The organism is Actinacidiphila polyblastidii, from assembly GCF_036353415.1.
In the GTDB taxonomy this organism is placed as follows: domain Bacteria; phylum Actinomycetota; class Actinomycetes; order Streptomycetales; family Streptomycetaceae; genus Actinacidiphila; species Actinacidiphila polyblastidii.
The window spans coordinates 274,145-299,664 of record NZ_JAZEWV010000006.1; the positions used below are offsets into that span (position 1 = coordinate 274,145).

Sequence of the window (25,520 nt, forward strand, 5' to 3'; positions counted from 1 at the left end):
GCTGACGCGGCGACTCACATCCTGCTCCTGCAGGGACGCTACCAGCGAGACCCACCGGGAAAACGCCTGATTACCAGGTTCCGATTGAGCAATCTGAGAGAAGAGAATCATGGCGGGGACAACGATGCTGGATTCCCCGGCAGGCGTTGCGACTGCGCGATCGCGGTCTGCGCCGGATTCGTTGAAATCATTGTCGCGCCCGCCAATGAGAGGAACACCCGTGGGCACTTATGTCGGGGATCGCGCCGTCGTTCTCGGCGCGAGCGTGGCGGGCCTGCTGGCCGCCGGCCTGCTCGCCGAGACCTACCGTGACGTGACAGTGGTGGACCGGGACGTGCTGACCGGGGAGGACGGTCCGCGGCGCACCGTGCCGCAGGGCCGGCACATCCACGGCCTGCTCGCCCGGGGGCAGCAGGTGCTGGAGGAGCTGTTCCCCGGCATCACCAAGGAACTCAGCGCGCTCGGGGTGCCGGTCTGCGACTTCGGCACCGGCCTGAGCTGGTACTTCAAGGGCCGGATGATCCAGAAGGCGGAGACCGGCCTGATCTGCGTGTCGGCCGAGCGGCCGCTGCTGGAGGCCCGGATACGCGAGCGCATCCGGGCCCTGTCCAACGTGCGGCTGCTGGAGCGCACCGACATCGTCGGGCTGACCGCGTCGGAGGACCGCGGGCGGATCACCGGCGTGCGGGTGCAGCCGGCCGACGGCGGACCGGAGGAGGTGCTCGCCGCCGACCTGGTCGTCGACGCCAGCGGGCGCAGCTCGCGCACCCCGCGCTGGCTCACCGAGTTCGGCTATCCGCAGGTGCCGCAGGACCGGGTGCGCATCGATCTGACCTACACCTCGGTCGAGTTGCGCGCGCCGCTGCCGGTGGACCCGATCGGCGACGGCGCCGGACTGGTCTGCGTGGCGAGTCCCGCCGATCCGCACGGCGCGACCCTGGTCAGGCTGCGCGACCGGTACGCGCTGTCGATGTACGGGCTGCTCGGCGACCGGCCGCCGACCGACCGCGAGGGCTTCGTCGCCTACGCGCGTAGGCTGCCGGTCCCGGAGATCCACGCGGCCCTCGAACACGCCGAGATGCTCACCGAGCCGGTCTCCATGCACTTCCCCGCGAACATCCGGCACCGCTACGAACGGATGAGCCGGCTGCCCGACGGGCTGCTGGTGATGGGGGACGCCGCGTGCGTCTTCAATCCGATCTACGCGCAGGGGATGACGGTCGCCGCAATTGAGGCACTGGTACTCCGCACACACCTGGAGAAAGGCCGTCCGCCCCGGCCGCAGGAATTCTTCCGGGATCTTTCCGGTGTCATCGACGCGCCGTGGGATATGGCCGTCGGAGGCGACTTGGGATTCCCGGGGATAAAGGGACGCCGTACCTTGAAAGTCCGAATGGGTAATTTCTATGTTCCGCGGCTGCAATCGGCTGCGGCGCATGACGGTGCTCTTTCCGACGCGTTCTTGCGAGCCGCCGGGCTGGTGGACCCGCCCCAGGCTCTCATGCGTCCCGCAGTGATTTCGCGCGTGCTTCGCCAGATGAGGGCGTCCTGAACGCGCCCCTCGAGGATCTGCTGGAGGTTCTCCGTGTCGCACCACCCCGAGCCCATTGTTCTCGACCCCACCGGCCGTGACGTCCACGCCGAGGGCGCCCGGCTGCTCGCCCAGGGCCCGGTGGCCCAGGTGGAGCTGCCCGGCGGCGTCCGCGCCTGGTCGGTCGTCGGCTACGACGCCGTCCGCCAGGTCCTCAACGACGAGCGGTTCGCCAAGGACGCGCGCAAGCACTGGCCGGCGTTCATCAACGGGGAGATCGGCGACGACTTCCCGCTCATCGGCTGGGTGCTCATGGACAACATGACCACCAACGACGCCGAGGCCCATTCCCGGCTCCGCACCCTCACGGCGAAGGCGTTCACGCTGCGCAGGACCGAGGGCATGCGCCCGCGGGTCGAACGCATCGTCCGGGAACTGCTGGACGACCTGTCGAAGGCCGGGCCCGGCGAAGTGGTCGACCTCAAGGGCGAGTACGCCTATCCGCTGCCGACCAAGGTGATATGCGAACTCTTCGGCGTCCCCGAGGAGATGCGCGCCGATGTGATGCGCGGCGGCGAGGTCAACGTCGACACCACCATCAACCACGAGGAGGCGGTGGCCAACGTCGAGGAATGGCACAACGCCATGTACGACCTGGTGGCGATGAAGAAGAAGGCTCCGGGCGACGACCTGCTGAGCATGCTCATCGAATCGCAGCACAACGGCTCCCAGCTGACCGACTCCGAACTGGCCGGCACACTGCACCTGATGCTCGGCGCCGGCTCGGAGACCACCACCAACCTGCTCAGCAAGGCGGTCGTCGCGCTCCTCACGCACCCCGACCAGCTGGCCATGGTGCTGGACGGCCGGGTGCCGTGGCGGGACGTGATCGAGGAGACGCTGCGGGTGGAGTCGCCGATCGCGCAGCTGCCGTTCCGCTTCACCAGCGAGGAGGTGGACATCGCCGGGGTGACCATCCCCAAGGGCGACCCGGTGCTGATCGGCTTCGCCGCCTCGGGACGCGACCCGAGGCGCCACGGCGACGGCGCCGACCGCTTCGACATCACCCGGGCTGACAAGGAGCACCTGTCCTTCGGCTACGGCGTGCACCACTGCCTGGGCGCCCCGCTGGCCCGGATGGAGGCCGCGATCGGGCTGCCCGCGCTCTTCGAGCGCTTCCCCGACCTGGCGCTCGGCGTGCCGGCCGACCAGGTCGTGCCGCAGGGCACCTTCCTGCTCAACGGCGCCTCCACGCTGCCCATCCGCCTGACCCCCGCCGCATAGTGCGCATCCGCGCCAGAGCCCCGAAGGAGTGTCGATGAACGCGGACACCACTGCGCGTACGGAACTCGTTCGCCGTACCGCCGAACTGGCCCCGGTCCTCAGGTCCCACGCGCAGTGGGGCGAGGAGAACCGGCGGCTGCACGACGAGTCGCTCGAGGCGCTGGCCGACGCCGGCGTCTTCAAGATGCGGGTGCCCACCCGCTACGGCGGCTACGAGACCGACGCGGCCACCTTCCTGGAAGTGATCACCCAGCTCGGCCTCGCCGACGGCTCGGCGGCCTGGAACGTGTCCGCGTGGTCGACCTCGGCGTGGATGGCGGCCCAGTTCCCCGACCACGTGCAGGACGAGGTGTTCGCCGGCGGCTCGCGGGTGTGCGGGGTGCTGAGCCCGACCGCCTCCGCCGTGCCCACCGACGACGGCGTGGTGATCAACGGCCGCTGGCAGTTCATCAGCGGTGCCAAGCACAGCCAGTGGCAGGTGGTGCTCGCCATGGCGCCGACCCCCGACGGGGCGTCGCAGTGGCCGGTGATGGCCGTCGTCCCGCTCTCGGACCTGACCGTCGACGACGACTGGTACACCACGGGGCTGTCCGGCACCGGCAGCGTCAGCACCATCGCGCAGGACCTCTTCGTGCCGCAGGACCGGGTGCTGCCGCTGGTGGCGGTGTTGCAGGAGCAGTCCGCGTCCAAGCTCAACGCCGATTCCCCGGTGTACCGCACGCCGCTGATGGTCACCGGCTGCGCCACCTTCACGGGGACCGCGATCGGGCTGGCGAAGGCCGCCCAGGCGGCGTTCACCGACCAGCTCGACCACAAGATCACCTACACCGACTACGCCAGCAGGCGCGAGGCGCCCGTCACGCACCTGAAGATCGCCGAGGCGGCCCTGCAGATCGAGGAGGCCGAGTCGCACGCGACCCGGCTGGCCTCGCTGGTGGACGCCAAGGGGGCCGCGGAGGAGCGCTGGGACCTGGCGGAGCGGGTCAAGGCCCGCGCCTACCTCGGCCGGGTCTTCCAGCTGGCCAACACCGCGGCCACGACGCTCGGCGACGAGAGCGGCGGCTCGTCGCTCTACACCTCCAGCGCGATCCAGCGCCCGGTCCGCGACCTGCACGCGCTGAGCGTGCACGCGCTCATGCACGCGACCACCAACATCGAGCTGTACGGACGGATCCTGTGCGGGCTGGAGCCGAACACGATGTACCTGTGAGGTCCGCGTGATCCTCTGAGCGGCCTGCGACCGGCGGCGGCCGGTCCTCCCGGTGCGGGAGGACCGGCCGCGCCGCGTACGGCAGGCGCAGGCACCAGGCGGCAGGCACGGGGGGGCGGACGGGGGCGGCGGCGCTCAGAGCAGCCCGTGGCGGGCGCGCCAGGCCAGCACCGCCGCGGCGATCGCGGCGGGCTGGTCCTCCGGGGCGTGGTGGGCGGCCTCGCCGCAGGGGACGGTCTCCAGCGCGGCGACGTGCTCCGCGCACCAGTCGGCGGTCGCCTTGTCGACAAGCAGCGTCGGCGAGCCCTCGAAGGTCATCAGCAGTTTGGGCACCTGGCTGCTGGCGGCGAGCCAGGCGCCGAACGCCTCGATCCGCGCGACCACCGCGGCCGGTTCGCCGTCGAGCGGGATCTGCCGGGCCCAGGCGAGCAGCGGCCGGCGGTCCGCGCGGGTCCGGTAGGGCGCGAGATAGGCCGCGAGGTCCTCGTCGGACACCGGGTTCAGCACCCCGGCGCCGGTGAACGCCATCCGGACGAGCACGTCCTCGCCGAGCAGCGTCTCCTCCGCGCCGGGCGCCAGCACCATCTCGGAGCGGCGGCGCGCCTGGGGCGACAGGTCGGCGCGGGCGACGGGCCGGACGATGCTCTCCAGGAAGGCGATGCCGGCCACCCGGCCGGGATGCCGGGCGGCCCGGTCGAAGGCCAGCGCGCCGCCCCAGTCGTGGCCGACCAGCACCACCCGGTCCAGCCCGAGCGTGTCGAACCAGGCGTCGAGGTAGCGGGCGTGGTCGGCGAAGTCGTAGGGGATGTCGGGCTTGCCCGAGCGGCCCATGCCGATCAGGTCGGGCGCCAGCAGCCGCCCGGGGCCGATGCCGGGCAGCACATGGCGCCAGACGTGCGAGGAGCCCGGGTTGCCGTGCAGCAGCACGACGGCAGGACCGGAGTCGGGGTCCGCACCGGAGCGGACCTCTTCGTAGTGCAGGGTCGAGTCGAGGACGTCGACGACGGGCATGAGCTGCCTCTTCTCACCGGAGCGGACTCTCGAAGACTTGTTAGTGCGATGAACGTTAGCGCCACTACCGAAGCTACCTCGTTAGTCGCTCTAACGCAACGGTAGGATGGCCGCCATGACCAAGGCCGATGAGACCGACGCCGCGCCCGGCCCCGCCACCGCCGCCTGGGAGCCGCCCGCCCGGCTGCGCTCGCTGCCGAGCCGGATGATCGCGCACGCCGCGATGCACGCGGAGCGGCTGGTGAACGAGGAGCTGGCGGGCGCGGGCGCCCGCAAGTGGCACTACGCGGCGCTGGTCGCCCTCCAGGACAAGGGCCCGGCGAGCCAGTCCGAGCTGAGCGGGCGCACCGGCATCTACCGCAGCGACATGGTCGCGGTGGTCAACGAGCTGGCCGCGGCGGGACACGTCGAGCGCGCACCGGACCCCGCCGACCGGCGCCGCAACGTCATCTCGCTCACCGCGCGGGGCCGGCGGCACCTGGAACGGCTCGACGGTCTCGTCGCCGCCGCCCAGGAGGAGCTGCTCGCCCCGCTGGGACCCGGCGAGCGCGAGCAGCTCAGCGGCCTGCTGGCGCGGCTGCTCGACCACCACGCCGCCCGCCCGCAGGGCCGCCGCCCCGCCGCGGGCCGCGGACCCGCCACCTGACGGCGCGGGCCCGCGTACGTTTGCGGCCGGACGCCGCGCCCCCGACAGTGGAGGGATGACGGGGACGACGGACGCGGCGGCGATGCTGGCGGTGGCCCTGCGGGAGGCGCGGGCCGGACTCGCCGAGGGCGGCATCCCGATCGGGGCCGCCCTCTTCGGGGCGGACGGCGAGCTGCTCGGCCGCGGCCGCAACCGCCGGGTGCAGGACGGCGACCCCTCCGCGCACGGCGAGACCTCCGCCTTCCGCGCCGCGGGCCGGCTGCGCGGTTACGCCGGCACCACGATGGTCACCACGCTCTCGCCGTGCTGGTACTGCTCGGGCCTGGTGCGCCAGTTCGGCATCGGCCACGTGGTGATCGGCGAGGCCCGCACCTTCCACGGCGGCCACGACTGGCTGGCCGAGCACGGCGTGCGGATCACCCTGCTGAACGACCCCGAGTGCTACGACCTGATGCGGGACTTCATCGCCGCCCGCCCCGAGCTGTGGTTCGAGGACATCGGCCGCCAGGAGGCGCTCTGACCGCGCCGCCGCACCGGACGCGCCTCAGGAGCGCGGCGAGCGGATCTCCAGCATCACGCAGCCCGTCGCGGTCCGGTACGGCCCGTGCGGCATCCCCGGCGGGCGGGACGCGTACCAGCCGGGACCGAACGTCCTGCCCAGCGTGAGGTCCTCCAACTCGCCCTCCAGCAGGTAGACCTCCTCCTGGTACGGGTGCCGGATCACGCCCGCCGCCGAGGTGTCCAGGCCGGCCGCCCAGCGCGCCAGCCGGGTGAGGTCGGCGGCCGGGTCGGGCCCGGCCGCCAGCACCCGCTCGGTCACGCCGGGCGATCCGTCCGCCGGCGTCCAGTCCAGCGCCCGGACGTCGAAGAACTCGTGCTCGTCCTTCACAGGCGGGACGCCTCGGGGACGATCCGTTCGGCGAACACCTCCAGGCGTCCCGGCTTCGTGACGTCCGGGACCATCGCCTGCACGTGGGTGACGCCCAGCGCGGCCAGCGCGCCCAGCTGCTCCAGGACGGCGTCGGCGTGCTCGCCGCCGTCGCCCGGGTCGAGGACCGTCATGACCGTCTTCTCGATCTCGTCGTAGTCCCGGCCGAGCGCGCCGCAGTGCTCGCGCAGCACGTCGAGCTTGTGCGGCAGCTCGGGGCCGGGGAAGAGGTTGCACGCCTGCGCGTACTGGGCGACCATCCGCAGCGTCTTCTTCTCGCCGCCGCCGCCGATCAGGATCGGCGGGTGCGGACGGCGCAGCGACTGCGGGGAGTTGAGGGTGCGGGCGAGCTGGTAGTGCTTGCCCTGGTAGGGGCCGTCGTTGTCGTCGTCCCACATCTGGAGGCAGATCTGCAGCGTCTCCTCCAGCACCTCGAAGCGCTCGGCGACGCCCGGGAACGGCAGTCCCAGGCCGACCGCCTCCGCCTCGAACCAGCCGGCGCCGACACCGAGCGCCGCCCGCCCCCCGGACAGCACGTCCAGCGAGGTGACGACCTTGGCGAGCATGCCCGGGTGGCGGTAGCCGGCCGCGGTCACCCAGGCCAGCAGCTCGACCCGTTCGGTGGCGGCGGCGAGGTAGGCGAGCGCGGTGTACGCCTCCAGCATGGCGTGCTCCGGCGGGCCCACGCCCTCGATCTGCCACAGGTGGTCCATGACGGACACGCGGCTGAAGCCCGCGTCCTCCGCTGCCTTGGCCGCGGCGGCCAGGTCGCGGCCGAGCGTCGGCGCTCCGCCGGGGAACGTCATGTCTGCGAGGTGAAGGCCGAGTTGCATGATCGCGGGGATACCCTTCCCGACGCGGTCCGGCCGTACCGGTGCGGCAGCCACCGGCTGCTCGACCACTCGGCGGGGGCCAGGACCGCATGTCCACAGGTGGTCGCCCCCATCACATGCTCGCCGGGGGCCGCTGTCAAGCCGCCCCGCTGCGAGGGGCTGCCGGGGACCGGGGCGATCACCGTCCCCCGGCCGCCCCTGCGGGCGTCTCCCGGCAGGCCGGGCGCAGTTGTCCCGCTATGCCCGGCGGCGGCGCGGCCGATGGTGAAAACTTTCTGGCCCACCGTCAACTCTGAGAATATATTCCAGGGATCACGGGCAGTCAGAAGAGGCTGCCTCGTCCCCCTCCGGAGCATGCATGGCCATCCATGAGCACGAGGTCGACCGACGCACCCTGTTCAGAGCCGGCCTCGGGACCGCGGTCGCCGCGGTCGTCGGGACCGAACTGGCCTTTCCCGGCGCGGCCGACGCGACTCCGTCGCCGCAGTTCCCCTGGATCATCGACTGCGACACCTGGGGCGCGCGGCCGCCGTCGAGCCCGATCCAGATCACCGGGAACACCACCAACAAGATCATCCTGCACCACATGGCGTTCCCCAACGTCACGGACTACTCCCGTGACCACGCCGTCCAGCTGGCGAAGGACTGCCAGGACCTGCACATGGACACCAACGGCTGGGCGGACACAGGCCAGCACTTCACCGTCAGCCGCGGCGGATACGTGCTGGAGGGGCGCCACCGCAGCCTGGAGACGCTGGACGCCGGGCAGCACCAGGTGGTCTCGGCGCACTGCCCGGGCGAGAACGGCAACGCCATCGGCATCGAGAACGAGGGCACCTACATCACCGAGACGCCGCCGCAGGCGCTCGTCGACTCCCTGGTCGAGCTGTGCGTGGCGGTCTGCCGGCAGTTCCGCCTGAACGCCTGGGACATCTTCGGCCACTGGGACTTCCGGCTGGGCACCGACTGTCCGGGCATCGCCTTCTACGCCGAGTTCCCGCAGATCCGCACCCGCGTGCTCAAGGGCCTGGGCGTCTCCCCGTCAGCCGCGCCCGCGCGGCGGTGGCCGGACATCTGGCGGTTCGTGGACAGCCAGGTGGTGCAGGTCGCGCAGTACCTGCTGGTGAACGCCGGCTACACCGACCTGGCCGTCGACGGGGTCTTCGGCACCGACATGAACCCGATGGTCGCGGACTTCCAGACCGCCCACGGCATCCCGGTCACCGCGGACGCCACCTTCGACACCGCCACCTGGGAGGCCCTCGCGCCGGTCCTGGACAAGAACGCCACCGGGCTCCCGGTGGAGGCCGTCCAGTACATGCTGGCCATCAAGGGCTACGCCGGCACCGTCGGCATCACCGGCGAGTACGACCACGCCACCATGAAGGCCGTCCAGGACATGCAGCGCCTGCACGGCCTGCACCCCGACGGCAAGGTCGATCTCAGCACCTGGTGCGCGGTCGTGGGCGGCTCGGTCCGCGAGGCGTTCCGCCTCTGACGCAGGCGTGCTGGTCCGGCCGGCGGCGGGCCTGCCGCCGGCCGGGCCAGCGGGCCGCTCGCGGACCGCTGGCCGGCTACTCGCGGCCGAGTTCGCGCAGGTTGGTCCTGGCCAGCTCGACGATCTCGTCGGCGCGGCCGGACAGGATGGTGCGGGTGGCGTAGAGCGTGAAGCCCTTGAGCTGCTCGTACGTGATCTTCGGCGGCATCGACAGCTCGTGCCGCGCGGTGCGCACGTCGACCAGCGCGGGCCCGTTGTGCGCGAAGGCGGCCGTCAGCGCGTCCTCCAGCTCCGCGGCCCGCTCCACCCGGACACCGAACAGCCCGGCGGCGCGCGCCACTCCGCTCAGATCCGGGTTGTCGAGGCCGGTGCCGTAGTTGACGAACCCGGCCGCCTTCATCTCCAACTCGACGAACGACAGCGAGGCGTTGTCGAACACCACGAGTTTGACCGGCAGTCGGAGCTGGCGCAGGGTGAGCAGCTCGCCCAGCAGCATGGCCAGGCCGCCGTCCCCGCACAGCGCGACCACCTGGCGGTCGGGGTGCGCGGCCTGGATGCCCATCGCGTGCGGCAGCGCGTTGGCCATGCTGCCGTGGTTGAACGAACCGGTCAGCCGGCGGCGGCCGTTCATCGTCAGGTAGCGGGCCGCCCACACGGTCGGCGTGCCCACGTCGGCGGTGAACGCGGCGTCGGCCGAGGCCAGCCGGTCGACCGCGGCGGCCACGTACTGCGGGTGCACCGGCGAGTCCGCGGGCTTGGACTCGGCGAGCCGGTCCAGCCGGGCGCGGACCCGCGCGTAGTGCGCGGTCATCCGGTCCAGATGCGAGGCGTCGGACTTCGGCCGCAGCAGCGGCAGCAGCGCCCGCGCGGTGTCGCCGACGGTGCCCACGAGCGGCACGTCCACCGGCACCCGCCGGCCGATCTGCTCGCCGCGCACGTCCACCTGCACGACGGGCGCCTTCTGCGGGTAGAACTGCCGGTAGGGGAAGTCGGTGCCGAGCATGAGCAGGGCGTCGCAGTGCTCCATCGCGCGGTAGCCGGAGCTGTAGCCGATCAGCCCGGTCAGACCGACGTCGTAGGGGTTGTCGTAGCCGAGGAACTCCTTGCCCCGCAGCGAGTGGACCACGGGCGCCTTGAGCGCCCCGGCCAGGGCGAGCACCTCGTCGTGGGCGCCCTCGCAGCCCGCGCCGGCCAGGATCGTGACGGCCTCCGCCCCGTCGAGCACCGAGGCGGCCTGCCGCAGCGCGGCCTCGTCCGGCGTGACGTGGGCGGCCGCCCTGACCACCCGGTGGGCGGCGGCGCCCTCCGGCGCGGGCGCCAGGAACAGCTCGCCGGGGACCACCAGGACCGCGACGCCGCCGCGCTCCACCGCCGAGCGCATCGCGATCTCCAGCAGCCGCGGCACCTCCTCGGGGACGGCGGCCATCTCGCAGTAGACGCTGCACTCGCGGAACAGCTCCTGCGGATGGGTCTCCTGGAAGTACCCGCCGCCGATCTCCACCCGCGGGATGTGCGCGGCGATCGCCAGCACCGGGACGCGGCTGCGCTGGGCGTCGAAGAGCCCGTTGACCAGGTGCAGGTTGCCGGGACCGCAGCTGCCGACGGCCACCGCGAGGCGCCCGGTGGTGCCGGCCTCACCGGCCGCGGCGAAGGCGGCCGCCTCCTCGTGCCGCACGTGCTCCCAGCGCAGGTCTCCGTCGCGGCGGACCGCGTCGGTGAACCCGTTGAGGGAGTCGCCCGGCAGCCCGTAGACGCGCCGCACCCCGGATGCCTTGAGCGTGCCGATCATGACGTCCGCGACGGTGCCTGCCATCCGCACTCCTCGACCTCGACTCGACCTGGACCCTCCACCGGTACTCCGGCCCCCGGACCCGGACCCCGGACCCCGAGCCCCGAGCCCCGGACGCTCTGAGCCCCGGACACTCCAAGCACCGGATCTCCGGCCTCGGCGTCACACTCCGCGGTGGTACGGTCACCGGGTGGGGTAGATGTCCCCCGCGGCCATCATGCTTTCCTGCTCGCAGTCGAACTCGAGCCGCTCGACCTCGCCCTGCAGCCGCCTGCGCTCGTCGGGGTCGGCGGAGCGTTCGGCGTCCGCCTCCAGCGACTGCGCACGCGCGCGCATCTTCCTGACGTGGCGGAGGGCCTCGCCCGTGCCGCCGGTCTCGTCGATCCCGCCTGAGGTGTCTGTCGCGCCTGTCTCGTCCATGACCCGGGCCTCGCTCCGTACGCGGAAGGCTGTCCCCTCCAGCCAAACAGCCCCGGCCGCTCCCTGCCACCCAGGGCCGCGCCGACCGCCCCGGACACCCGCTGAAATGCGTTTCCCCGGCATGACGTTCCGGTGACGCCGCGGAAAGTGAGCGCACACTTTCCGCATGTGGTATTGGCCCCGACTTCCGAGCGCCGCAGACCTCGCCCACTTCGTCACCTAGCCGATTACCCGCGCATTCCGCAACGATGCACGGCGGAATTCAGCTGCCGGCCCTGTGCCTGGTCGCGGTCCCATGTCCGTAGGTCCGCCGCAGGTGAGCACACTTGCGGCGCAAAGTGATCATACCTCGCATGTGCGGCTATTCAGGGTGACGGACCCCTGAACTCCTATAGGGACGCCGGTGGCCGTGAGGCAGACAGCAAGTTGGAAGAAGTCCGCAGCGGTCGGCGCGGCGAAAGATACATGAGTTCCAGGGCGCGGTTTTTCATCACTGTCCGCACATGCTGCGGACCCGAGGGGGCCAGGCCATTTGTGCAATTCCACTGACGCAGTCCGTCCGCGCCACACATATCCCGGATACGGCGTCGCGAGGCGGGTGGCCGGCCGTGCTCCCCTGTCCTGCGGCCGGCCCGGAACCCACCAGGAGAGGCACCCATGACGACCGGGCACAGTGACACGACCCTCGTCGCGAGCGGGCCCGAGCTGACCGATCCGGAACAGGTCGGGCACAAGTTCGCCCGGCAGGTCGTGCTCTCGGCCGCGGGCTTCCCCGTGCCGCCGCTGGTCTGCGTGCCAGCCGGCGTCTACGACGCGGTGGTCGGACCCGAGGTCGCGGCCGCCGTGGCCGAGGCGCAGGCTCCGGTTCCCGAACTGGCCGCGCGGCTGCGCGAGCGGATACCGCGGCTCCCCCTGCCGGCCACGCTGGCGGCCGCCCTCACCGCGGGCTTCGACGACCTCGCCGGTCCGCGGGGCCTGGTCGCCGTGCGGGCGTGTGTCGTACCGCGCCCCGGCGACCCCTCGGGCGGCGAGGACGGCGAGCAGGACCCCTTCGCGGGGCTCAGCGACAGCTATCTCTATGTGGCGCGCGACCAGTTGGCGGCGCGCATCGCCCAGTGCTGGGCGTCCGCGTTCAACCCCGAGGCGGTCGCCTACCGCGTCCGGCGGGGCCTGGACCCGCTGACCGCGCGGGTGGCGGTCGGCGTGCAGCGGATGGCCATGGGGACGCGCTCGTTCGTGGCCTTCACCCGCGACCCGCGGGACGGCGCGGCGCGCTGCGTCGTCGCGGCGGCGCACGGCATCGGCGAGGGCGTCGTCCAGGAGCGGGCGGACGTCGACCACTTCTTCGTCGACCGGGCGTCCGGCGGCATCGAGTCCGAGATCGTCGTGAAGACGCGCGCGGTCGGCTTCGACCCGCTGCGGCCCGCCGACGGCCCGGTGCCGTTACCCGTGCCCGAGCGGCTCGCCGCGCTGCCGGTGCTCACCGAGGCCGAGGTGAAGGAGATCACCGACCTGGCGCTGCGCGTCGAGGAGCACTTCGGCGGCCCGCAGGACATCGAGGGCGCCCTCACCGCGGACGGCGCCGTGCACCTGGTGCAGGCCCGCCCGGCCACCGCCCAGAGCGCCCCGCCCGACCCGCGGCCGCAGCCGCGGCCCGGGACGACGACGGCAGCGACGGCCCCGGGCGCAGGGACCGGGACGGCGGCCACGGCCACCACCATCTGGGACAACAACAACGTCACCGAGAGTTTCCCCGGCGTCAGTTCGGCGCTGACCTTCTCGGTCGCGCACCGGCTGTACGAGGTGGGCTTCGGCGACCTCTACCGGCGGATGGGCGTGCCGGCCCGCACCCTGCGCCGCAACCAGTCACTGCTGGCCCAGATGATCGGCCACCTCGACGGCCGGGTCTACTACCGGCTCGACTCCTGGTACCGGCTGCACGCCCAGATGCGCTGCTTCCGGCCGCTGTGGTCGACGTGGGAGCAGTCGCTGGGGCTGGCCGGGCGCGACCCCGGCCGCAAGGAGGGGCTGCGGGCCGCGGACGCGCTGCACGTCGCCGAGATCGCCGGCCGCCTCGCCGTGCACCCCTTACGGGTGCGGGCGTTCCTGCGCTGGTGGGACGGCTACCACGAACGGTTCGCCGACGTGGACCGGCTCGCGCCGGACGAGGCGGTGGCCGCGTACCGCGCCCTGTGGCAGGAGGTCGCCAGGCGGTGGGGCGTGACGCTGGTGAACGGCGTGTTCCTGTTCACCGCGACCCTGGTCACCAACCGGCTGCTCAAGCGCTGGGTCCCCGACGCCGACCGCGGTCTGCTCAACGGCATGCTGGTCGGCGGTCCGGACAACCGCTCGGCCGCCGCGCTCCACTCGCTGATCGCCGCCGCCGAGACCTGCGGGTCCTCCCCCGAGCTGCGCGAGGCGGTCCTCGGTGACACTCCGGCCCGGCAGCTCTGGGACGACCTGATGGCCGCCCCCGGCGCCGCGCCGCCGCAGCCGGCCACGCCGCCGCCCGCCGCGCCGTCACCCGCCGTGGCGGACCCTTCGCCGGAGGGCCCCCCGGCGGCCGGCCTCCCGGCGGCCGACCCCGCCGCGAGGACCGCCTTCGCCGGCGCGCTGCGCGAGCACATCCGCCGGCACGGCGACCGCGGGATGCACGACCTGAAGCTGGAGTCGGCCACCCCCCGCACGCAGCCGTGGACGGTGCTGCACGACGTGCGGGTGAACCTGCGGCAGGGCCTGACGGTCGCCGCGGTCCGGGAGAGCGCGCGCCAGGTGCGCGCCCAGGCGCAGACCGAGCTGCGGGAGCGCTGCGGCAATCCGCTCAAGCGCGCCGCGCTCGGCGCCGGCTTCGCGGCGATGCGCGGCCTGCTGAAGGTCCGCGAGGACACCCGCTTCTGCCGCACCCAGCTCTTCGGCGACACCCGCGCACTGCTGCTGCGGCTGGGCGCCGAACTCGCCGCCGCGGGACGCCTGGACGACGCGCGTGACGTGCTCGACCTGACCGCCGACGAGGTGCTCGGGGCGTTCGACGGCACCCTGGCCGGCTCCGACCTGCGCGGCCTGGCGGCGGTCCGCGCCGCCGAGCGCGAGCGCTGGTCGCAGCTGCCGCCGCTGCCGGCCCGGCTGGAGACGGAACCGGGCGTGCCGCCCGCCGCCGCGCTGGCCGCGTACCGGGCCGGCGTGCTCGCCGGACGGGACGGGCCGCCGGCGGGGACCGCCCCGGGCGGCCCGGCGGGGGACGGGACCGTGCTGCGCGGCCTGGCCTCCAGCGCCGGAACCGTGCGCGGCCGGGCCAAGGTGGTGCTCGACCCGACGGTGACCGCGGAGGAGTGCGAGGGGCGGATCCTGGTGGCGAGGGAGACCGATCCGGGCTGGCTGTTCCTGATGATGTCGGCGCGGGCGCTCGTCGTGGAGCGGGGCACCCTGCTGTCGCACACGGCGATCACCGGGCGGCTGCTGGGCATCCCGACGGTGGTCGCCGTCCGCGACGCCACCGCGCTGATCGCCGACGGCGCGCCCGTGGAGGTCGACGGCCGCGCGGGCACCGTCCGCCTGCTGGACGAGGAGCCCTCGTGATCCGCCGCTGGGGGCGCTACGCCGCGCTCGCCTATCCGCTCCGCGTCCAGCTGCCGTTCACGGTGGCGTGGGCGGCCGGGCTGACCGCGCTGTTCGCCAGCGTCACCGGCGCGGTCGACCACTGGCGTCCGGGGCCGGGGCTCGCCGTCACCACCGTCACGCTCGTCGTCGACATGCTGCTGATGCGGGCCCTGGACGACATCCGCGACCAGGACTACGACCGCGCCCACCACCCCGAGCGGCCGCTGCCCGCCGGCGTCGTGCGGGAACGCGACCTGGTGGCGCTCGCCGTCGTCGGCGGCGCGCTCCTGCTGCTGCTCAACGCGGGCCGCGGGGTGGTGGCGCTGGCGCTGCTGGCGCAGTTCGCGTACACCGCGGCGGTGATCGCGGCCGACCGGCTGGCCGGCTGGCCGGACGGCGAGCAGCTCGCGCTGCACCTGGCGGTCAACCTGCCGATCCAGACGCTGATCAGCCTCTACGTGTACACCGGGTTCCTGCGCGCGGAGCACGGGCATCCGACCGTGTCAGGACTGCTCGCCGTGGTGTCGGCGACGCTCGGCGGGCTGTGCCTGGAGCTGGGCCGCAAGGCGACCCGCAACCCGCGCCCCGGGGAGCGGACCTACGTCACCGTGCTCGGCCCGTCCGGCACCTCGCTGACCGCGCTCGGTTGCGCGGTGGCGGCGGCCGGCCTGGCGCTGGCGATCCTGCGGCCGTGGGACCCCGGCGCGCCGGGTCACGGCGCGGGCTGGCTGGTGCTGGCCCCCTGCGCGCTGCCGGCGCTCGCCGCCGCCCGGTTCGCGGGCGGCTCGCTGACCTGGCCGGCAGCGCTCACCCGTTCGTACGTGCCGGTGATGTACGCGAGCTTTCTCGCGGTCGGCTGGATCAGCAAGGGAGGGCCGGCATGAACGGGTACGGGCGGCGCGCCGCGCAGACCGGCCGGGAGGGCCGGGACGAACGGGACAGCCGGGACAGCCGGGCCGAGGCGGACTTCTGGACCCTGGTGGGCCCGGACTTCGCCGGCAAGTCCACGCTGCTCGGCCGGCTGCACGACGACCACGGCTGGCACGTGATCTCGTACGACGACCGCTATCTGGACGGGCATCCGCTGATCAGGGAGCTGCGCAGGCAGTGGGTCGACGACGCCTTCGCCTGGACCGGCCGGCGCTACACGGCGGAGCTGGTGCTCTCGGTGCTGCACCCGATCGTGCTGCACCTGCGCGACGAGCTGGCGCGGGCGGGCGGCCGGGAGCGGGTGATCGTCGACTCCTACTACTACAAGCTGCTCGCCAAGTGCCGGCTGCTCGGCGTGGACCATCCGCCGCTCTTCGACTACTGGCGGTCCTTCCCGCGGCCGCGCGGTGTGCTGTACCTGGACCTGCCGCCGGAGGAGGGCTGGCTGCGCAGCCGGCGGGGCGCGGCGCTCAACGCGTTCGAGCACCACGGCGCGCTGGCCGAGCACGCGGGCTTCGTCCGGCTCCAGTCGGAGCTGCGCACCGCGGTGCTCGCGGAGGTCGAGGGCCTGCCGGTGACCGTGGTCGACGCGACCGCCTCCCCCGCGTCCGTGCTCGCGCAGGCGCTGGCCTGCCTCGGCATGGCGGTGGCACGGTGAGCGCCCCGCCGCGGCCGGAGGCGGGCCGCACGGCCGCGGACCGCGCGGCCGCGGGCGGAACGGGCTCGGCTCGTACGGGCGCGCTCCCCTCGGCCGGCAGCCCCTCCGCCGCCATTGCGGCCGGGAGCGAGCCGGGGCAGGCGCGGCTGCGCGAGCTGTTCGCCGCGCGGGCCCGGCGGGTGGGCCGCGAGCCGGTCACGGGACCGGCGCCCGACGGCGCGTCGGAGAGCCCGGTGCTGGTGCTGCTGCGCAGCCTGGACCTGGCGGAACTGGTCGGTGGAGTGCGGCAGTTCGCCGCCGGACTGGGCGAGGAGGAGGCCGCGGACTGGGAGCGTTCGTGGACGCTGACCCGCTTCCTCTTCGGCAACCCCGCCAATCTCGCCGCGCGATTACCGGTGCGCACGGTCGCCCCCGGCGGCAGCGCGGCCTGGCTCGGTCCCTTCGCCGAGGGCAGGCTGCCGGGCCCGTGCCGGCTGCTGAAGCCCCTCAACGGCCGGCTGCCGCGGCTGCCCGCGACCGTCGCCTGCCCGGCCGTCCCGGCCGACGGCCCGTCACCGGGGGCGTCTTCGGCGCCAGGCCCGCCGCCCGCCGCGACCCCCCGCGGCCGCCGCCTGCACGTCGCCGTACGGGGTCTCGGGCTCGTGGAGTACCTGGTCCACCTGCACCACACGCTCGCCGAGGCGGTCCTCCTCGGCCTGCTGCGGCCCGACGAGCCGCTTGTGCTGACGCACTGTCAGGACATCGACGGCACCACCGCGTCCCGCGAACCCGGGTACGCCCGGGTGCACTTCCGCGACGGCGATCCGGACCGGCTCCGCCTCTACACCTGGCTCGACCCGAAGGAAGGGAACCTGTGAACGCGCCCGACCCCACCGAGAGCGGCTCCGCCGCCCCCGTGTCCGACGCCCCCGCGTCCTCCGTGCCCGCCACAGGAGGCGATCTCGGCCCCGGCGAGCCCGGCGCCGGCGCCCCCCACTTCACCGAGCCCGACCTGGCCCGGCTGCACCTGTCCACACGGCTGCGCGACCTGTCGGAGGCGCTGCGCACCGCGGTCGCCGCGCAGGACGGCGCGGCCGGCGGCGCGGCGACGGGCGAGGCGGACCTGGCCGCGCGGCTGTGGGACCTGATGTCCGGCGAGTACGAGGAGGTGCGGGCGGCCCTGGTCGGCTACGCGCGCAGCCGCGGCAGCTCGTGGCCGCAGATCGCCGAACTCACCGGCGAGCAGGACCCGCAGCAGGCCGAGAAGCGCTGGTCGGAGGCGGCCGCGCGGACCCTCGTCGACCCCGCGGACGCCGCCGCGCAGGCCGCCGCGCTCGACGCCTGGTACGTGCTGCACGCCCAGCTCGAACCGCTCGCGCGGGTCCGGGACCCCTTCAGCCGGCTGCTCGCCGGGCGCACCGCCCACGAGCCCGACTGCCTGATCTGCGCCAAGTACGAGGGCCGGCCGGTCCCGGCGTGGGCCGGCTACCCGGTGCCGCCCGGCGGCCACCTGGTGGACGACGGCATGTGGCGGGTCGGGCACGGCCCCACCCCGTACTGGCCGGCGGGCACCCTGCTGATCGAGTCGCGCCGCCACTTCCTGGACTACGCCGACTTCGAGCCCGGCGAGGCGGCCGCGATCGGCCCGCTGATCCAGCGCTTCACCAACCCGCTGAAGCTGGCCACCGGCGCGTCCCGTATCCACATCTTCTCCTGCATGGAGGGCACCGGGCACTTCCACCTGTGGATGGTCCCGCGGACCGAGGGCCACACGGCCGGCCGCACCTTCATCGGCAGCCCCGGCTACTGCACGCCGGTGGAGGCCGAGCACGTGGTGAACCAGGTGCGCAAGACGCTGGCCGGCTCGGGGCAGGCCGCGTGACCGCCACCGCAACGGCCCCGGCCACCGCCGCCCCGACCGCGGCCGAGCCGCGCATCCTGCTCGCGCCGGTCACGGTCAGCCCGACCAAGCCGCTCACGCCGACCCATCTGAAGTACCTGGTCTCGCTCGACATGCTGTACCGGGCCACCAGCACCTTCGCGGAGGTCACCTTCCTCTACGACCACACCGCGTACGCGGGCAGCCACCAGGTGGCGGGCTTCTGGGCGTACCTCGACGCTCTCGCCGAGGACCCCGCGCCGGGCTACGAGCGGATGAGCGAGGAGGAGATCGGCGAGCTGTACGCGGCATATCACCGTGCCGGGCCCCCCGCGCCGGACGCCGCCGCCTCCTCCGCCGTCACCGCCGCCGGAACCGCGGCTGCCAGCGCCGCCGCTGCCGCCGCGCCGCGGCAGGCCCGGCGCGCCGGGGAGATGCACCCGGTGAGCGCCCGGCTGCTCGACCTGTGGGAGGAGCACTACCGGCTGCTGGGCATGTTCGACCCGCGGCTCGGCCGCGGCGGACCCGAGCCGGCCGCCGAGGACGAGGTGCTCGGCCTGCTGGCCGAGCGGGACCTGTGCATCGACGCGCGGGAGCTGGGCGCCCCGGTCTATCTGGACGCCACCACCGCGGGACTGCCGCTGCGCACCGTGAGCGACCCGGACGGGCAGCCCAACTACCTGCTCTACCTGCTGCGCCAGCTGGTGCCGCTGCTCGACGGCTACGACGTGGTGGTGCTCGCGCACGACGTCGAACTGCGCACCGACTACCGCACGGTGGCGCACGTGCTGACCGCGCTCGGCGCCGAGGTGGTGCGCTACGAGGTGCCGCGGGTGCCGCTGGAGGGCAGCGTCCGCTCCACCCGCCACGGCGGCTGGCAGGGCTACACCCTCGGCGCCTTCTCCGGCGCGCTGGTCGAGGAGTTCGGCGCGGACGTCTTCCGGCTCGGGCTGCGGCTGTACCTGGTGGCCGGGCTCGGCCGCACCGCCCCGCAGTCGTTCTCCGCCGAGCACATGCGGCGCTGGATGCACCGGGCGCGGCGACTGCTGGACCGGCACGGCGGCGGTGTGCCCGCGGCGGCCGAGCTGACCGCGGCGGGCGGCTACCTGGCGGCCCGCGCGGGCCGCCGCCGCTACGCCGACCCGTACCAGGTGACCGGCGCGCTGGTCAGCCGCGATCCGGCGGTGCCGGTGGGCGGGCTGCTGCAGGTCGTCATGGGGCACCGCGAGGAGGCCGGGGTCCCCGCCGGCGTGGGCAGGTGACCGCCGTGCCGCTCGCGGGCCACGTCCCGGCCGCGGACACGCTGAGCTTCGCGGCGACCGTCGACCCCGCGCTGCTGCACCGGCGCAACCCCGCCGAGGTCTTCCTCACCGACCTGAGCGCCGCCGGCCCCCGGCGTGCGGAGGACGGCGGGGTCGAAGGAGGCGAGGACGGCGCAGAGGACGGTGACGACGCCGGCGGCGGGTTCGCCGCCGCGGCGCTGCTGCCGGCCGGACACCCGCACTACGGCAGCCTGGCCGGCCCGGCGGGCGACCGGGTGGACCCGATGCTGCTGCTGGAGTGCTGCCGCCAGGCGGAGACGTACGCCGCGCACGCGCTGCACGGCGTGGCGGAAGGAGTGGGCTTCATCTTCCGCGGCCTGTCCGTGGAGACCTTCCCCGATCCGGAGCGGGCCGCCGGGCACGCCGCCCCGGACGCCGCCACGCGCGACGGCGCCGCCGAGCCGCGGGACCGGCTGGTGATGGCGTGCCGCACCCGGGAGCCGGGGGTCAGGCGCGGGGCGGTCAGCAGCCTGGACTACGACTTCGACCTGTGGACCGGACGGCGGCGGACCGCCAGGATCGTGCTGCGGGTCGGGTACGCGGAGGCCCGCACGTACGCCGCGCTCAGGTCGCGGCGGCGCGGCGGCCCGCCGCCGACCTCGGACGCGCCGGTGACGGCGCCTGCCGGCGTCCCGGTCGAGCCGGTCCGCGCGGGCCGCCTGCGGGCGACCGACTGCTTGCTGCTCGACCTGGCCGCGGGGCCCGCGGAGGTCACCGCGGGCCTGCGGGTCCCGGTGGAGAACCCGAGCTACTTCGACCACCCGCACGACCATGTGCCGGGCATGGTGCTGGTCGAGGCGGCCCGCCAGCTCGCCGTCGCGGCGGCCGGCCACTGGGACGGCGCGCCGGGCGGCCCGGCCGCGATGACCGCGGTGGAGGCCGAGTTCTCGCAGTACGCCGAGCTCGACCGGCCCACCGCCCTGTCGGCGACGGCGCTGGACGGGCCGGGCGCGGGACCGCGCGGGCGGCACGTCGAGGTGGTGCTGCGCCAGGACGCCACGGAGGTCGCGCGGATGCGCGTCACGACGCGTGCGGCCGACGCGCGGTCCGGCGCCGCGGAGGTGACCCGGTGAGCCGGGCCGCTGTGGTCGCGGGGCTCGGCGCGTGGACCCCGCCGACGCTGGTCACCAACGACGACCTCGCCGCGCGTCTGGACACCGACGACGAGTGGATCCGCACCCGGACCGGCATCAGGCAGCGCCATGTGGTCGGGCCGGGGCAGGCCACGAGCGATCTCGCCGTCGAGGCGGGGCGCCGGGCGCTGGCCAGCGCCGGGGTCGAGCGGGCGGGGCTGCTGGTGGTCGCCACCAGCACCCCCGACCAGCCGCTGCCCGCGACCGCGCCGCAGGTCGCCGACCGGCTGGGGCTGGGCACGGTGCCGGCCTTCGACGTCTCCGCGGTGTGCACGGGGTTCGTCTACGCGCTGGCCACCGCGGCGGGGCTGATCGCCACCGGCGTGGCGGACACCGCCCTGGTCATCGGGGCCGACGCGTTCTCCACCATCCTCGACCCGGCCGACCGCGCCACCCGGGTGCTGTTCGGCGACGGCGCGGGGGCGGTCCTGCTGCGCGCCGGCTCGCCGGACGAGCCGGGCGCCCTGGACGGCGTGCACCTGGGCAGCGACGGCTCGCAGCACCGGCTGATCGAGCGGCCGGGCGGCGGCTCCCGCACCGGCGCGGCGCTCGCGGCCGCCGCCGGCGGACAGCTGAACGGGCAGCTGCTCGCGGCCGGGGACGCGGACGGGCACGCGGCCGCGCACGACGGCTACCTCACCATGCAGGGGCGCGCGGTGTTCGCGCAGGCCGTGCAGCGCACCGCGGAGACCGTGCGGGCCACTGCCGAGCGGCTGCGCTGGCCGCTGGAGGCGATCGACCGGCTGGTGCTGCACCAGGCCAACGCCCGGATCAGCGCCGCCGTCGGGCAGCGGCTCGGCACCCCGGCGGACCGGCTGGTGTCCAACATCGACCGGGTCGGCAACACCGCCGCGGCCTCGATCCCGCTGGTGCTCGCCGACGCCGCCGCGGCGGGCGACCTGCGGCCGGGGCACCGGGTGGTGCTGGCCGGCTTCGGCGGCGGTCTCACCTGGGGATCGGTGGGCCTGGTCTGGCCGCGGCTGCGCGGCGGGCCGATCCCGGCGGCCGGTCCATCCGACAGTCCAACCCTCTGAGGAGCACGACGATGACGACAACACAGCAGACCGCGGTCGAACGCTGCATCAGCGGCGTCCTGGTGACGGAGTTCAAGGTCGATCCGGACACGGTCACCGCGGACGCGACCTTCTCCTCCCTGAAGTTCGACTCGCTGGTCCTGATCGAGCTGACGCTGGTGCTGGAGAAGGAGTTGGAGATCGCCATCCCGGACGGCGGGCTGACCGACGACATGACCATCGGTCAGGCCGCCGCGTTCCTGACGGACCTCGGGGCCGCGCTCTGATGGCGACCCGCCCGGCGGCGTTCGGCGCCGCCATCACCGGCATCGGGCTGCTGACCCCGGCCGGCATCGGTCTCGACGCGAACTGGAAGCAGCTCTCGTCGGGTGTGACGTGCGCGGCCACCGACGAGGCCCTGCGGGGCGCGCCCGTCGACTTCAGCTGCCGGGTGCCGGGCTTCGACGCGGACGGCCTGCTGGGCGGGTTCGAGGCACGCCAGCTCGCCCGGTTCGTCCAGCTCGCGGTGGTCGCCGCCCGGCAGGCGCTGGCCGACGCGGGCCTCGATCCGGCGCGCTGGGACGGCGGCCGGGCGGGCGTCGTGCTCGGCAACTCGCTCGGCGGGCTGTCCGCGGTGGAGGCCCAGACCGAGGTGCTGCGCACCTCGGGGGCCCGCCGGGTGTCCCCGCTGACGATCCCGATGGCCATGGTGAACATGGCCGCCGGGTACGTCGCGATCGACGTCGGCGCGACCGGGCCCAGCCTGGTCACCGCGACCGCGTGCGCCTCGGGGGCGACCGCGATCGGCCTGGGCCGGGAGCTGCTGCGCTCCGGCGCCTGCGACGTCGTGCTGGCCGGCGGCACCGAGTCCGCGCTGACGCCGCTCGCGCTGGCCGGGCTCGGCAGGATGGGCGCGCTCTCCGGCCGCGGCGGCGAACCCGGCGCGGCCTCCCGCCCGTTCGACGCGGCACGGGACGGTTTCGTCGCCGCGGAGGGCGCCGCGGTGCTGGTGCTGGAGCGGGCCGAGGACGCCGCGGCCCGCGGCGGCCGGGTGCACGCGGTGATCCGCGGCTACGGCGCGGCCACCGACGCGCACCACGCGACCGCGCCCGACCCGCAGGGCCGCGGCATCGAGCGGGCGCTGCGCACCGCGCTGGCCGACGCCGGCCTCGGGGCGTCCGCGGTGGACCACGTCAACGCGCACGGCACCTCGACGCCGATGGGTGACGTCATCGAGGCCCAGGTGCTGCGCCGGGTGCTCGGGGCGCGGCCCGCGGTCACCTCGACCAAGGGCGTCACCGGGCACGCGCTGGCGGCGTCCGGCGCCATGGAGGCCGCGTTCACCGCGCTCGCCCTCGCCCACCGCAGCGTGCCGCCCACCGCCAACCTGACCGAACTCGACCCGCGCGTCGAACTCGACGTGGTGGCCGGCGCCCCGCGGTCCGCACCGCTGGACGTCGGCGTCAGCACCTCGCTCGGCTTCGGCGGGCACAACGCGGCGCTCGTCCTGACCGCCGGCTGAACCGCCCGACCGACCACCGCCCGACCCACCCCGTACGACCACGCCCCACCACACTCACCGCAACGGAGAACCTTGATGCAGCAGATCCGGCTCGTCGCCCTGGACACCGACGGCGTTCTGATCAACGACACGTACAGCCCCGTCATCGAACGTTTCGTCACCATGCACGGCGGCACGTACACCGCCGAGGTCGAGCGGACCGTGTGGGGCTCGCCGCAGCTCGCCGCCGGGCAGAACATGGCGCTGGCCTGCAAGCTGCCGTGGACCGCGCAGGAGACCATCGACGCCTTCTTCCGGGAGCGGGACGTCTACCTGCAGGACCACCCGGTGGAGGTGCTGGACGGCGCCGAGGAGCTGCTGGAGACGCTGCGCGAGGCGGGCGTGCGGGTGGTCTGCTACGGCGGCCGCAACCGCGAGTACACCTTCGACCGCTACCTCGGCCACCTGTCCGCCTACTTCGACGAGGAGATCCCGTACGTCGACGTCAACGGCTTCCGGCCGGGGACCAAGGAGATCGTCCGGGAGATCTTCGGCTACCGCTTCGACGAGTGCGTGTTCGTCGACGACATCAACCGGGTCGCCGAGGTCGCCAAGCGGCTCGACACCGGGTTCATCGGCGTGCCCGCGGCCATGGCGCACAACTTCCAGCGGCCCGAGATGGAGGCCACCGGCGTACGGCACATGGTCGACGACATCCGCAAGATCGACGGCGAGCTGCTGGCCAGGATCGACGAGGAGCTGGCGGCCGGCACCCACTGGGGCGAGCGGTGACCGCGCCCGCTGACCGTACGGCGCCCGGTGGCGCGTCCGCAGCCCCGTCCCCCGTCCCCTCCCCCGTCGCGTCCCCGATCCCGGCGCTCGCGCTCGGCGCGAAGGGGCCGCGGGTCGGGGCGCAGGGGCTCGGCTGCATGGGGATGAGCGAGTTCTACGGGCCGAGCGACACCGCCGAGTCGCTGCGCACGCTGGACCTGGCGTTGGAGCGCGGCGTGACGCTCTTCGACACCGCGGACGCCTACGGCAGCGGGCACAACGAGGAGCTGCTCGGCCCCTTCCTCCGGGCGAACCGCGAACGCGCCCTGGTCTCCACCAAGTTCGGGCTGGTGCGGCGGCCCGACGACCCGGCGTACCGGCGGATCGACAACTCGCCGCGGTATCTGCGCCAGGCGGTTGAGGCCAGTCTGCGGCGGCTCGGCGTGCCGGCGATCGACCTGTACATCGCGCACCGGCTGGACCCCGGCACGCCGGTCGAGGAGACGGTGGGGGCGATGGCGGCGCTGGTCGCCGAGGGCAAGGTCGGCCACCTCGGGCTGTCGGAGGTGACCGGTGCGCAGCTGCGGGCCGCGCACCGGGTGCACCCGATCGCGGCCGTGCAGTCGGAGTGGTCGCTGTTCTCCCGCGAGGTGGAGGGCGACGTGGTGCCGGTCGCGGCGGAGCTGGGCGTGGCGCTGATGCCGTACTCGCCACTGGGCCGCGGGTTCCTCGCGGGGGCGTTCAGCGACGCGCGGACGCTCAGCGAGGACGACTTCCGGCGGCGCGCCGAGCGCTTCACCGGGGCCAACGCCCGGCGCAACGCCGAGCTGCTCGCGCCGCTGCACGCGATCGCCGCGGCGCGCGGCGCGACCCCGGCGCAGGTCGCCCTGGCCTGGGTGCACCACAGGGACCGGGTGCACGGCCTGCCCGTGGTGCCCATCCCCGGCACCCGCAGCCGCGCGCGTCTCACCGAGAACGTCGCGGCCGTCGCCCTGTCCCTGTCCGCCGCGGACCTCGCCGCGCTGGACGCGATCGGCCCCCAGGTGGCGGGCAGCCGCGCGATCGGCCTGGCCTTCCGCCCGACGGCCGACGACTGACCGCCGCGCGCCGCCCCGGCGCCGGTGGGGGCCGGGGCGGCGCGGCCGGCGGCCCCGGCCGGACCACCGCTACGGGGCGGCGGTCACCGCCCCGTTCGTGCCGGTGATCTCCAGCAGCCGCGCCACGGCGGGCGAGGCCGCGGTCACCACCAGTTCGACGCCGTGCTCCCGGGCGCGGGCCCGCAGGCGCAGCAGGACGTTCAGCCCCGAGCAGTCGAAGAAGCCGACGCCGCCGAGATCCACTTCGAGGCGGCCGGGGGCGCAGTGCAGGATGTCGCCGAGGACGTCGCGCAGCGTGGTGGCGCTGACCAGATCGATCTCGCCGGTGACCACCGCGCGGGTGTGTCCCGCGGACTCGGTGAGGCGGACGGCGATGCCGCCGTGCAGGTCCCTCACCACGCGGTCGCGCGGAGGGGAGGGCACGGGTGCGGTGGGCTCGGGAGGTCCGCCCGCGAGCGAGGCAAGGTCCATGCGGGACATCACGCCATTC

The 25,520-nt window shown here is 74.4% G+C and carries 24 protein-coding genes; 18 read left to right on the forward strand and 6 right to left on the reverse strand.

Annotated features, from left to right (window positions below; translation table 11 throughout):
• Positions 1-220 precede the first annotated feature (220 nt).
• The 3 genes from V2S66_RS10890 to V2S66_RS10900 are packed head-to-tail and all read left to right on the forward strand — an operon-like array spanning position 221 to position 4,025.
• Positions 221-1,552: an FAD-dependent oxidoreductase gene (locus V2S66_RS10890; RefSeq protein ID WP_330794396.1), complete on the forward strand. Its 1,332-nt coding sequence runs from the start codon at positions 221-223 to the stop codon at positions 1,550-1,552.
• Between the two features lie 33 nt (positions 1,553-1,585).
• Positions 1,586-2,815, forward strand: a complete 1,230-nt coding sequence (locus tag V2S66_RS10895; RefSeq protein ID WP_330794397.1) for a cytochrome P450 family protein — start codon at positions 1,586-1,588, stop codon at positions 2,813-2,815.
• 34 nt (positions 2,816-2,849) lie between these two features.
• Entirely contained in the window at positions 2,850-4,025 is a 1,176-nt protein-coding gene (locus V2S66_RS10900) for an acyl-CoA dehydrogenase family protein (protein ID WP_330794398.1), read from the forward strand.
• A 135-nt stretch (positions 4,026-4,160) separates the two neighbouring features.
• Here V2S66_RS10900 and V2S66_RS10905 read toward each other — a convergent pair whose 3' ends face one another.
• The gene (locus V2S66_RS10905; protein ID WP_330794399.1) at positions 4,161-5,036 is read right to left on the reverse strand and encodes a haloalkane dehalogenase; all 876 of its coding nucleotides are present in this window, start codon (positions 5,034-5,036) and stop codon (positions 4,161-4,163) included.
• A gap of 115 nt (positions 5,037-5,151) precedes the next feature.
• On the opposite strand from V2S66_RS10905, the gene V2S66_RS10910 reads away from it, so the two are divergent.
• Both V2S66_RS10910 and V2S66_RS10915 read left to right on the forward strand, forming a co-directional pair.
• The gene (locus V2S66_RS10910; RefSeq protein ID WP_330794400.1) at positions 5,152-5,682 is read left to right on the forward strand and encodes a MarR family winged helix-turn-helix transcriptional regulator; all 531 of its coding nucleotides are present in this window, start codon (positions 5,152-5,154) and stop codon (positions 5,680-5,682) included.
• Positions 5,683-5,737: 55 nt separating this feature from the next.
• Complete coding sequence (locus V2S66_RS10915; RefSeq protein WP_330794401.1) at positions 5,738-6,202, forward strand: nucleoside deaminase; 465 nt, start codon at positions 5,738-5,740, stop codon at positions 6,200-6,202.
• A gap of 24 nt (positions 6,203-6,226) precedes the next feature.
• Here the strand turns inward: V2S66_RS10915 and V2S66_RS10920 are convergent, their stop codons facing one another.
• Positions 6,227-6,571 carry a cupin domain-containing protein gene (locus tag V2S66_RS10920; protein ID WP_330794402.1) on the reverse strand — a complete coding sequence of 115 codons (345 nt, stop codon included), beginning with the start codon at positions 6,569-6,571 and terminating at the stop codon, positions 6,227-6,229.
• A complete protein-coding gene (locus V2S66_RS10925; protein WP_330794403.1) occupies positions 6,568-7,416 on the reverse strand; it encodes an LLM class F420-dependent oxidoreductase in 849 nt (282 codons plus the stop codon). Before V2S66_RS10925 ends, V2S66_RS10920 begins: the two co-directional genes overlap by 4 nt.
• Positions 7,417-7,801: 385 nt before the next feature.
• On the opposite strand from V2S66_RS10925, the gene V2S66_RS10930 reads away from it, so the two are divergent.
• Positions 7,802-8,941 carry a peptidoglycan recognition protein family protein gene (locus tag V2S66_RS10930; RefSeq protein ID WP_330794404.1) on the forward strand — a complete coding sequence of 380 codons (1,140 nt, stop codon included), beginning with the start codon at positions 7,802-7,804 and terminating at the stop codon, positions 8,939-8,941.
• Between the two features lie 76 nt (positions 8,942-9,017).
• Here the strand turns inward: V2S66_RS10930 and poxB are convergent, their stop codons facing one another.
• Positions 9,018-10,754 (reverse strand): ubiquinone-dependent pyruvate dehydrogenase, encoded by a 1,737-nt coding sequence (gene poxB, locus V2S66_RS10935; RefSeq protein WP_330794405.1) that lies wholly within the window; start codon positions 10,752-10,754, stop codon positions 9,018-9,020.
• A gap of 159 nt (positions 10,755-10,913) precedes the next feature.
• The gene (locus V2S66_RS10940) at positions 10,914-11,150 is read right to left on the reverse strand and encodes a DUF6381 family protein (RefSeq protein WP_330794406.1); all 237 of its coding nucleotides are present in this window, start codon (positions 11,148-11,150) and stop codon (positions 10,914-10,916) included.
• Positions 11,151-11,807: 657 nt separating this feature from the next.
• Here V2S66_RS10940 and V2S66_RS10945 point away from each other — a divergent pair.
• The 12 genes from V2S66_RS10945 (at position 11,808) to V2S66_RS11000 (ending at position 25,030) form a co-directional block, all read left to right on the forward strand.
• Positions 11,808-14,726, forward strand: coding sequence for a PEP/pyruvate-binding domain-containing protein (locus V2S66_RS10945; RefSeq protein WP_330794407.1), 2,919 nt, complete (start codon positions 11,808-11,810; stop codon positions 14,724-14,726).
• Positions 14,723-15,631, forward strand: coding sequence for a UbiA prenyltransferase family protein (locus tag V2S66_RS10950; RefSeq protein ID WP_330794408.1), 909 nt, complete (start codon positions 14,723-14,725; stop codon positions 15,629-15,631). Before V2S66_RS10945 ends, V2S66_RS10950 begins: the two co-directional genes overlap by 4 nt.
• Positions 15,628-16,335, forward strand: a complete 708-nt coding sequence (locus V2S66_RS10955; protein ID WP_330794409.1) for a hypothetical protein — start codon at positions 15,628-15,630, stop codon at positions 16,333-16,335. Before V2S66_RS10950 ends, V2S66_RS10955 begins: the two co-directional genes overlap by 4 nt.
• Positions 16,332-17,192: a DUF6182 family protein gene (locus V2S66_RS10960; RefSeq protein ID WP_330794410.1), complete on the forward strand. Its 861-nt coding sequence runs from the start codon at positions 16,332-16,334 to the stop codon at positions 17,190-17,192. The genes V2S66_RS10955 and V2S66_RS10960 overlap by 4 nt, the downstream gene beginning before the upstream one ends.
• Positions 17,189-18,196, forward strand: coding sequence for an HIT family protein (locus V2S66_RS10965; RefSeq protein WP_330794411.1), 1,008 nt, complete (start codon positions 17,189-17,191; stop codon positions 18,194-18,196). Before V2S66_RS10960 ends, V2S66_RS10965 begins: the two co-directional genes overlap by 4 nt.
• The gene (locus V2S66_RS10970; protein ID WP_330794412.1) at positions 18,193-19,455 is read left to right on the forward strand and encodes a hypothetical protein; all 1,263 of its coding nucleotides are present in this window, start codon (positions 18,193-18,195) and stop codon (positions 19,453-19,455) included. Before V2S66_RS10965 ends, V2S66_RS10970 begins: the two co-directional genes overlap by 4 nt.
• Before the next feature lie 5 nt (positions 19,456-19,460).
• A complete protein-coding gene (locus tag V2S66_RS10975; protein ID WP_330794413.1) occupies positions 19,461-20,588 on the forward strand; it encodes an AfsA-related hotdog domain-containing protein in 1,128 nt (375 codons plus the stop codon).
• A complete protein-coding gene (locus tag V2S66_RS10980) occupies positions 20,585-21,682 on the forward strand; it encodes a beta-ketoacyl-ACP synthase III (RefSeq protein ID WP_330794414.1) in 1,098 nt (365 codons plus the stop codon). The genes V2S66_RS10975 and V2S66_RS10980 overlap by 4 nt, the downstream gene beginning before the upstream one ends.
• An 11-nt stretch (positions 21,683-21,693) precedes the next feature.
• Positions 21,694-21,948, forward strand: coding sequence for an acyl carrier protein (locus V2S66_RS10985; protein ID WP_330794415.1), 255 nt, complete (start codon positions 21,694-21,696; stop codon positions 21,946-21,948).
• Entirely contained in the window at positions 21,948-23,183 is a 1,236-nt protein-coding gene (locus V2S66_RS10990; RefSeq protein ID WP_330794416.1) for a beta-ketoacyl-[acyl-carrier-protein] synthase family protein, read from the forward strand. Before V2S66_RS10985 ends, V2S66_RS10990 begins: the two co-directional genes overlap by 1 nt.
• Positions 23,184-23,258: 75 nt before the next feature.
• Entirely contained in the window at positions 23,259-23,954 is a 696-nt protein-coding gene (locus V2S66_RS10995) for an HAD family hydrolase (RefSeq protein ID WP_330794417.1), read from the forward strand.
• 137 nt (positions 23,955-24,091) lie between these two features.
• The gene (locus tag V2S66_RS11000) at positions 24,092-25,030 is read left to right on the forward strand and encodes an aldo/keto reductase (RefSeq protein ID WP_330794418.1); all 939 of its coding nucleotides are present in this window, start codon (positions 24,092-24,094) and stop codon (positions 25,028-25,030) included.
• Between the two features lie 69 nt (positions 25,031-25,099).
• Here V2S66_RS11000 and V2S66_RS11005 read toward each other — a convergent pair whose 3' ends face one another.
• Positions 25,100-25,510, reverse strand: coding sequence for an STAS domain-containing protein (locus V2S66_RS11005; RefSeq protein WP_330794419.1), 411 nt, complete (start codon positions 25,508-25,510; stop codon positions 25,100-25,102).
• Positions 25,511-25,520: the final 10 nt, after the last annotated feature.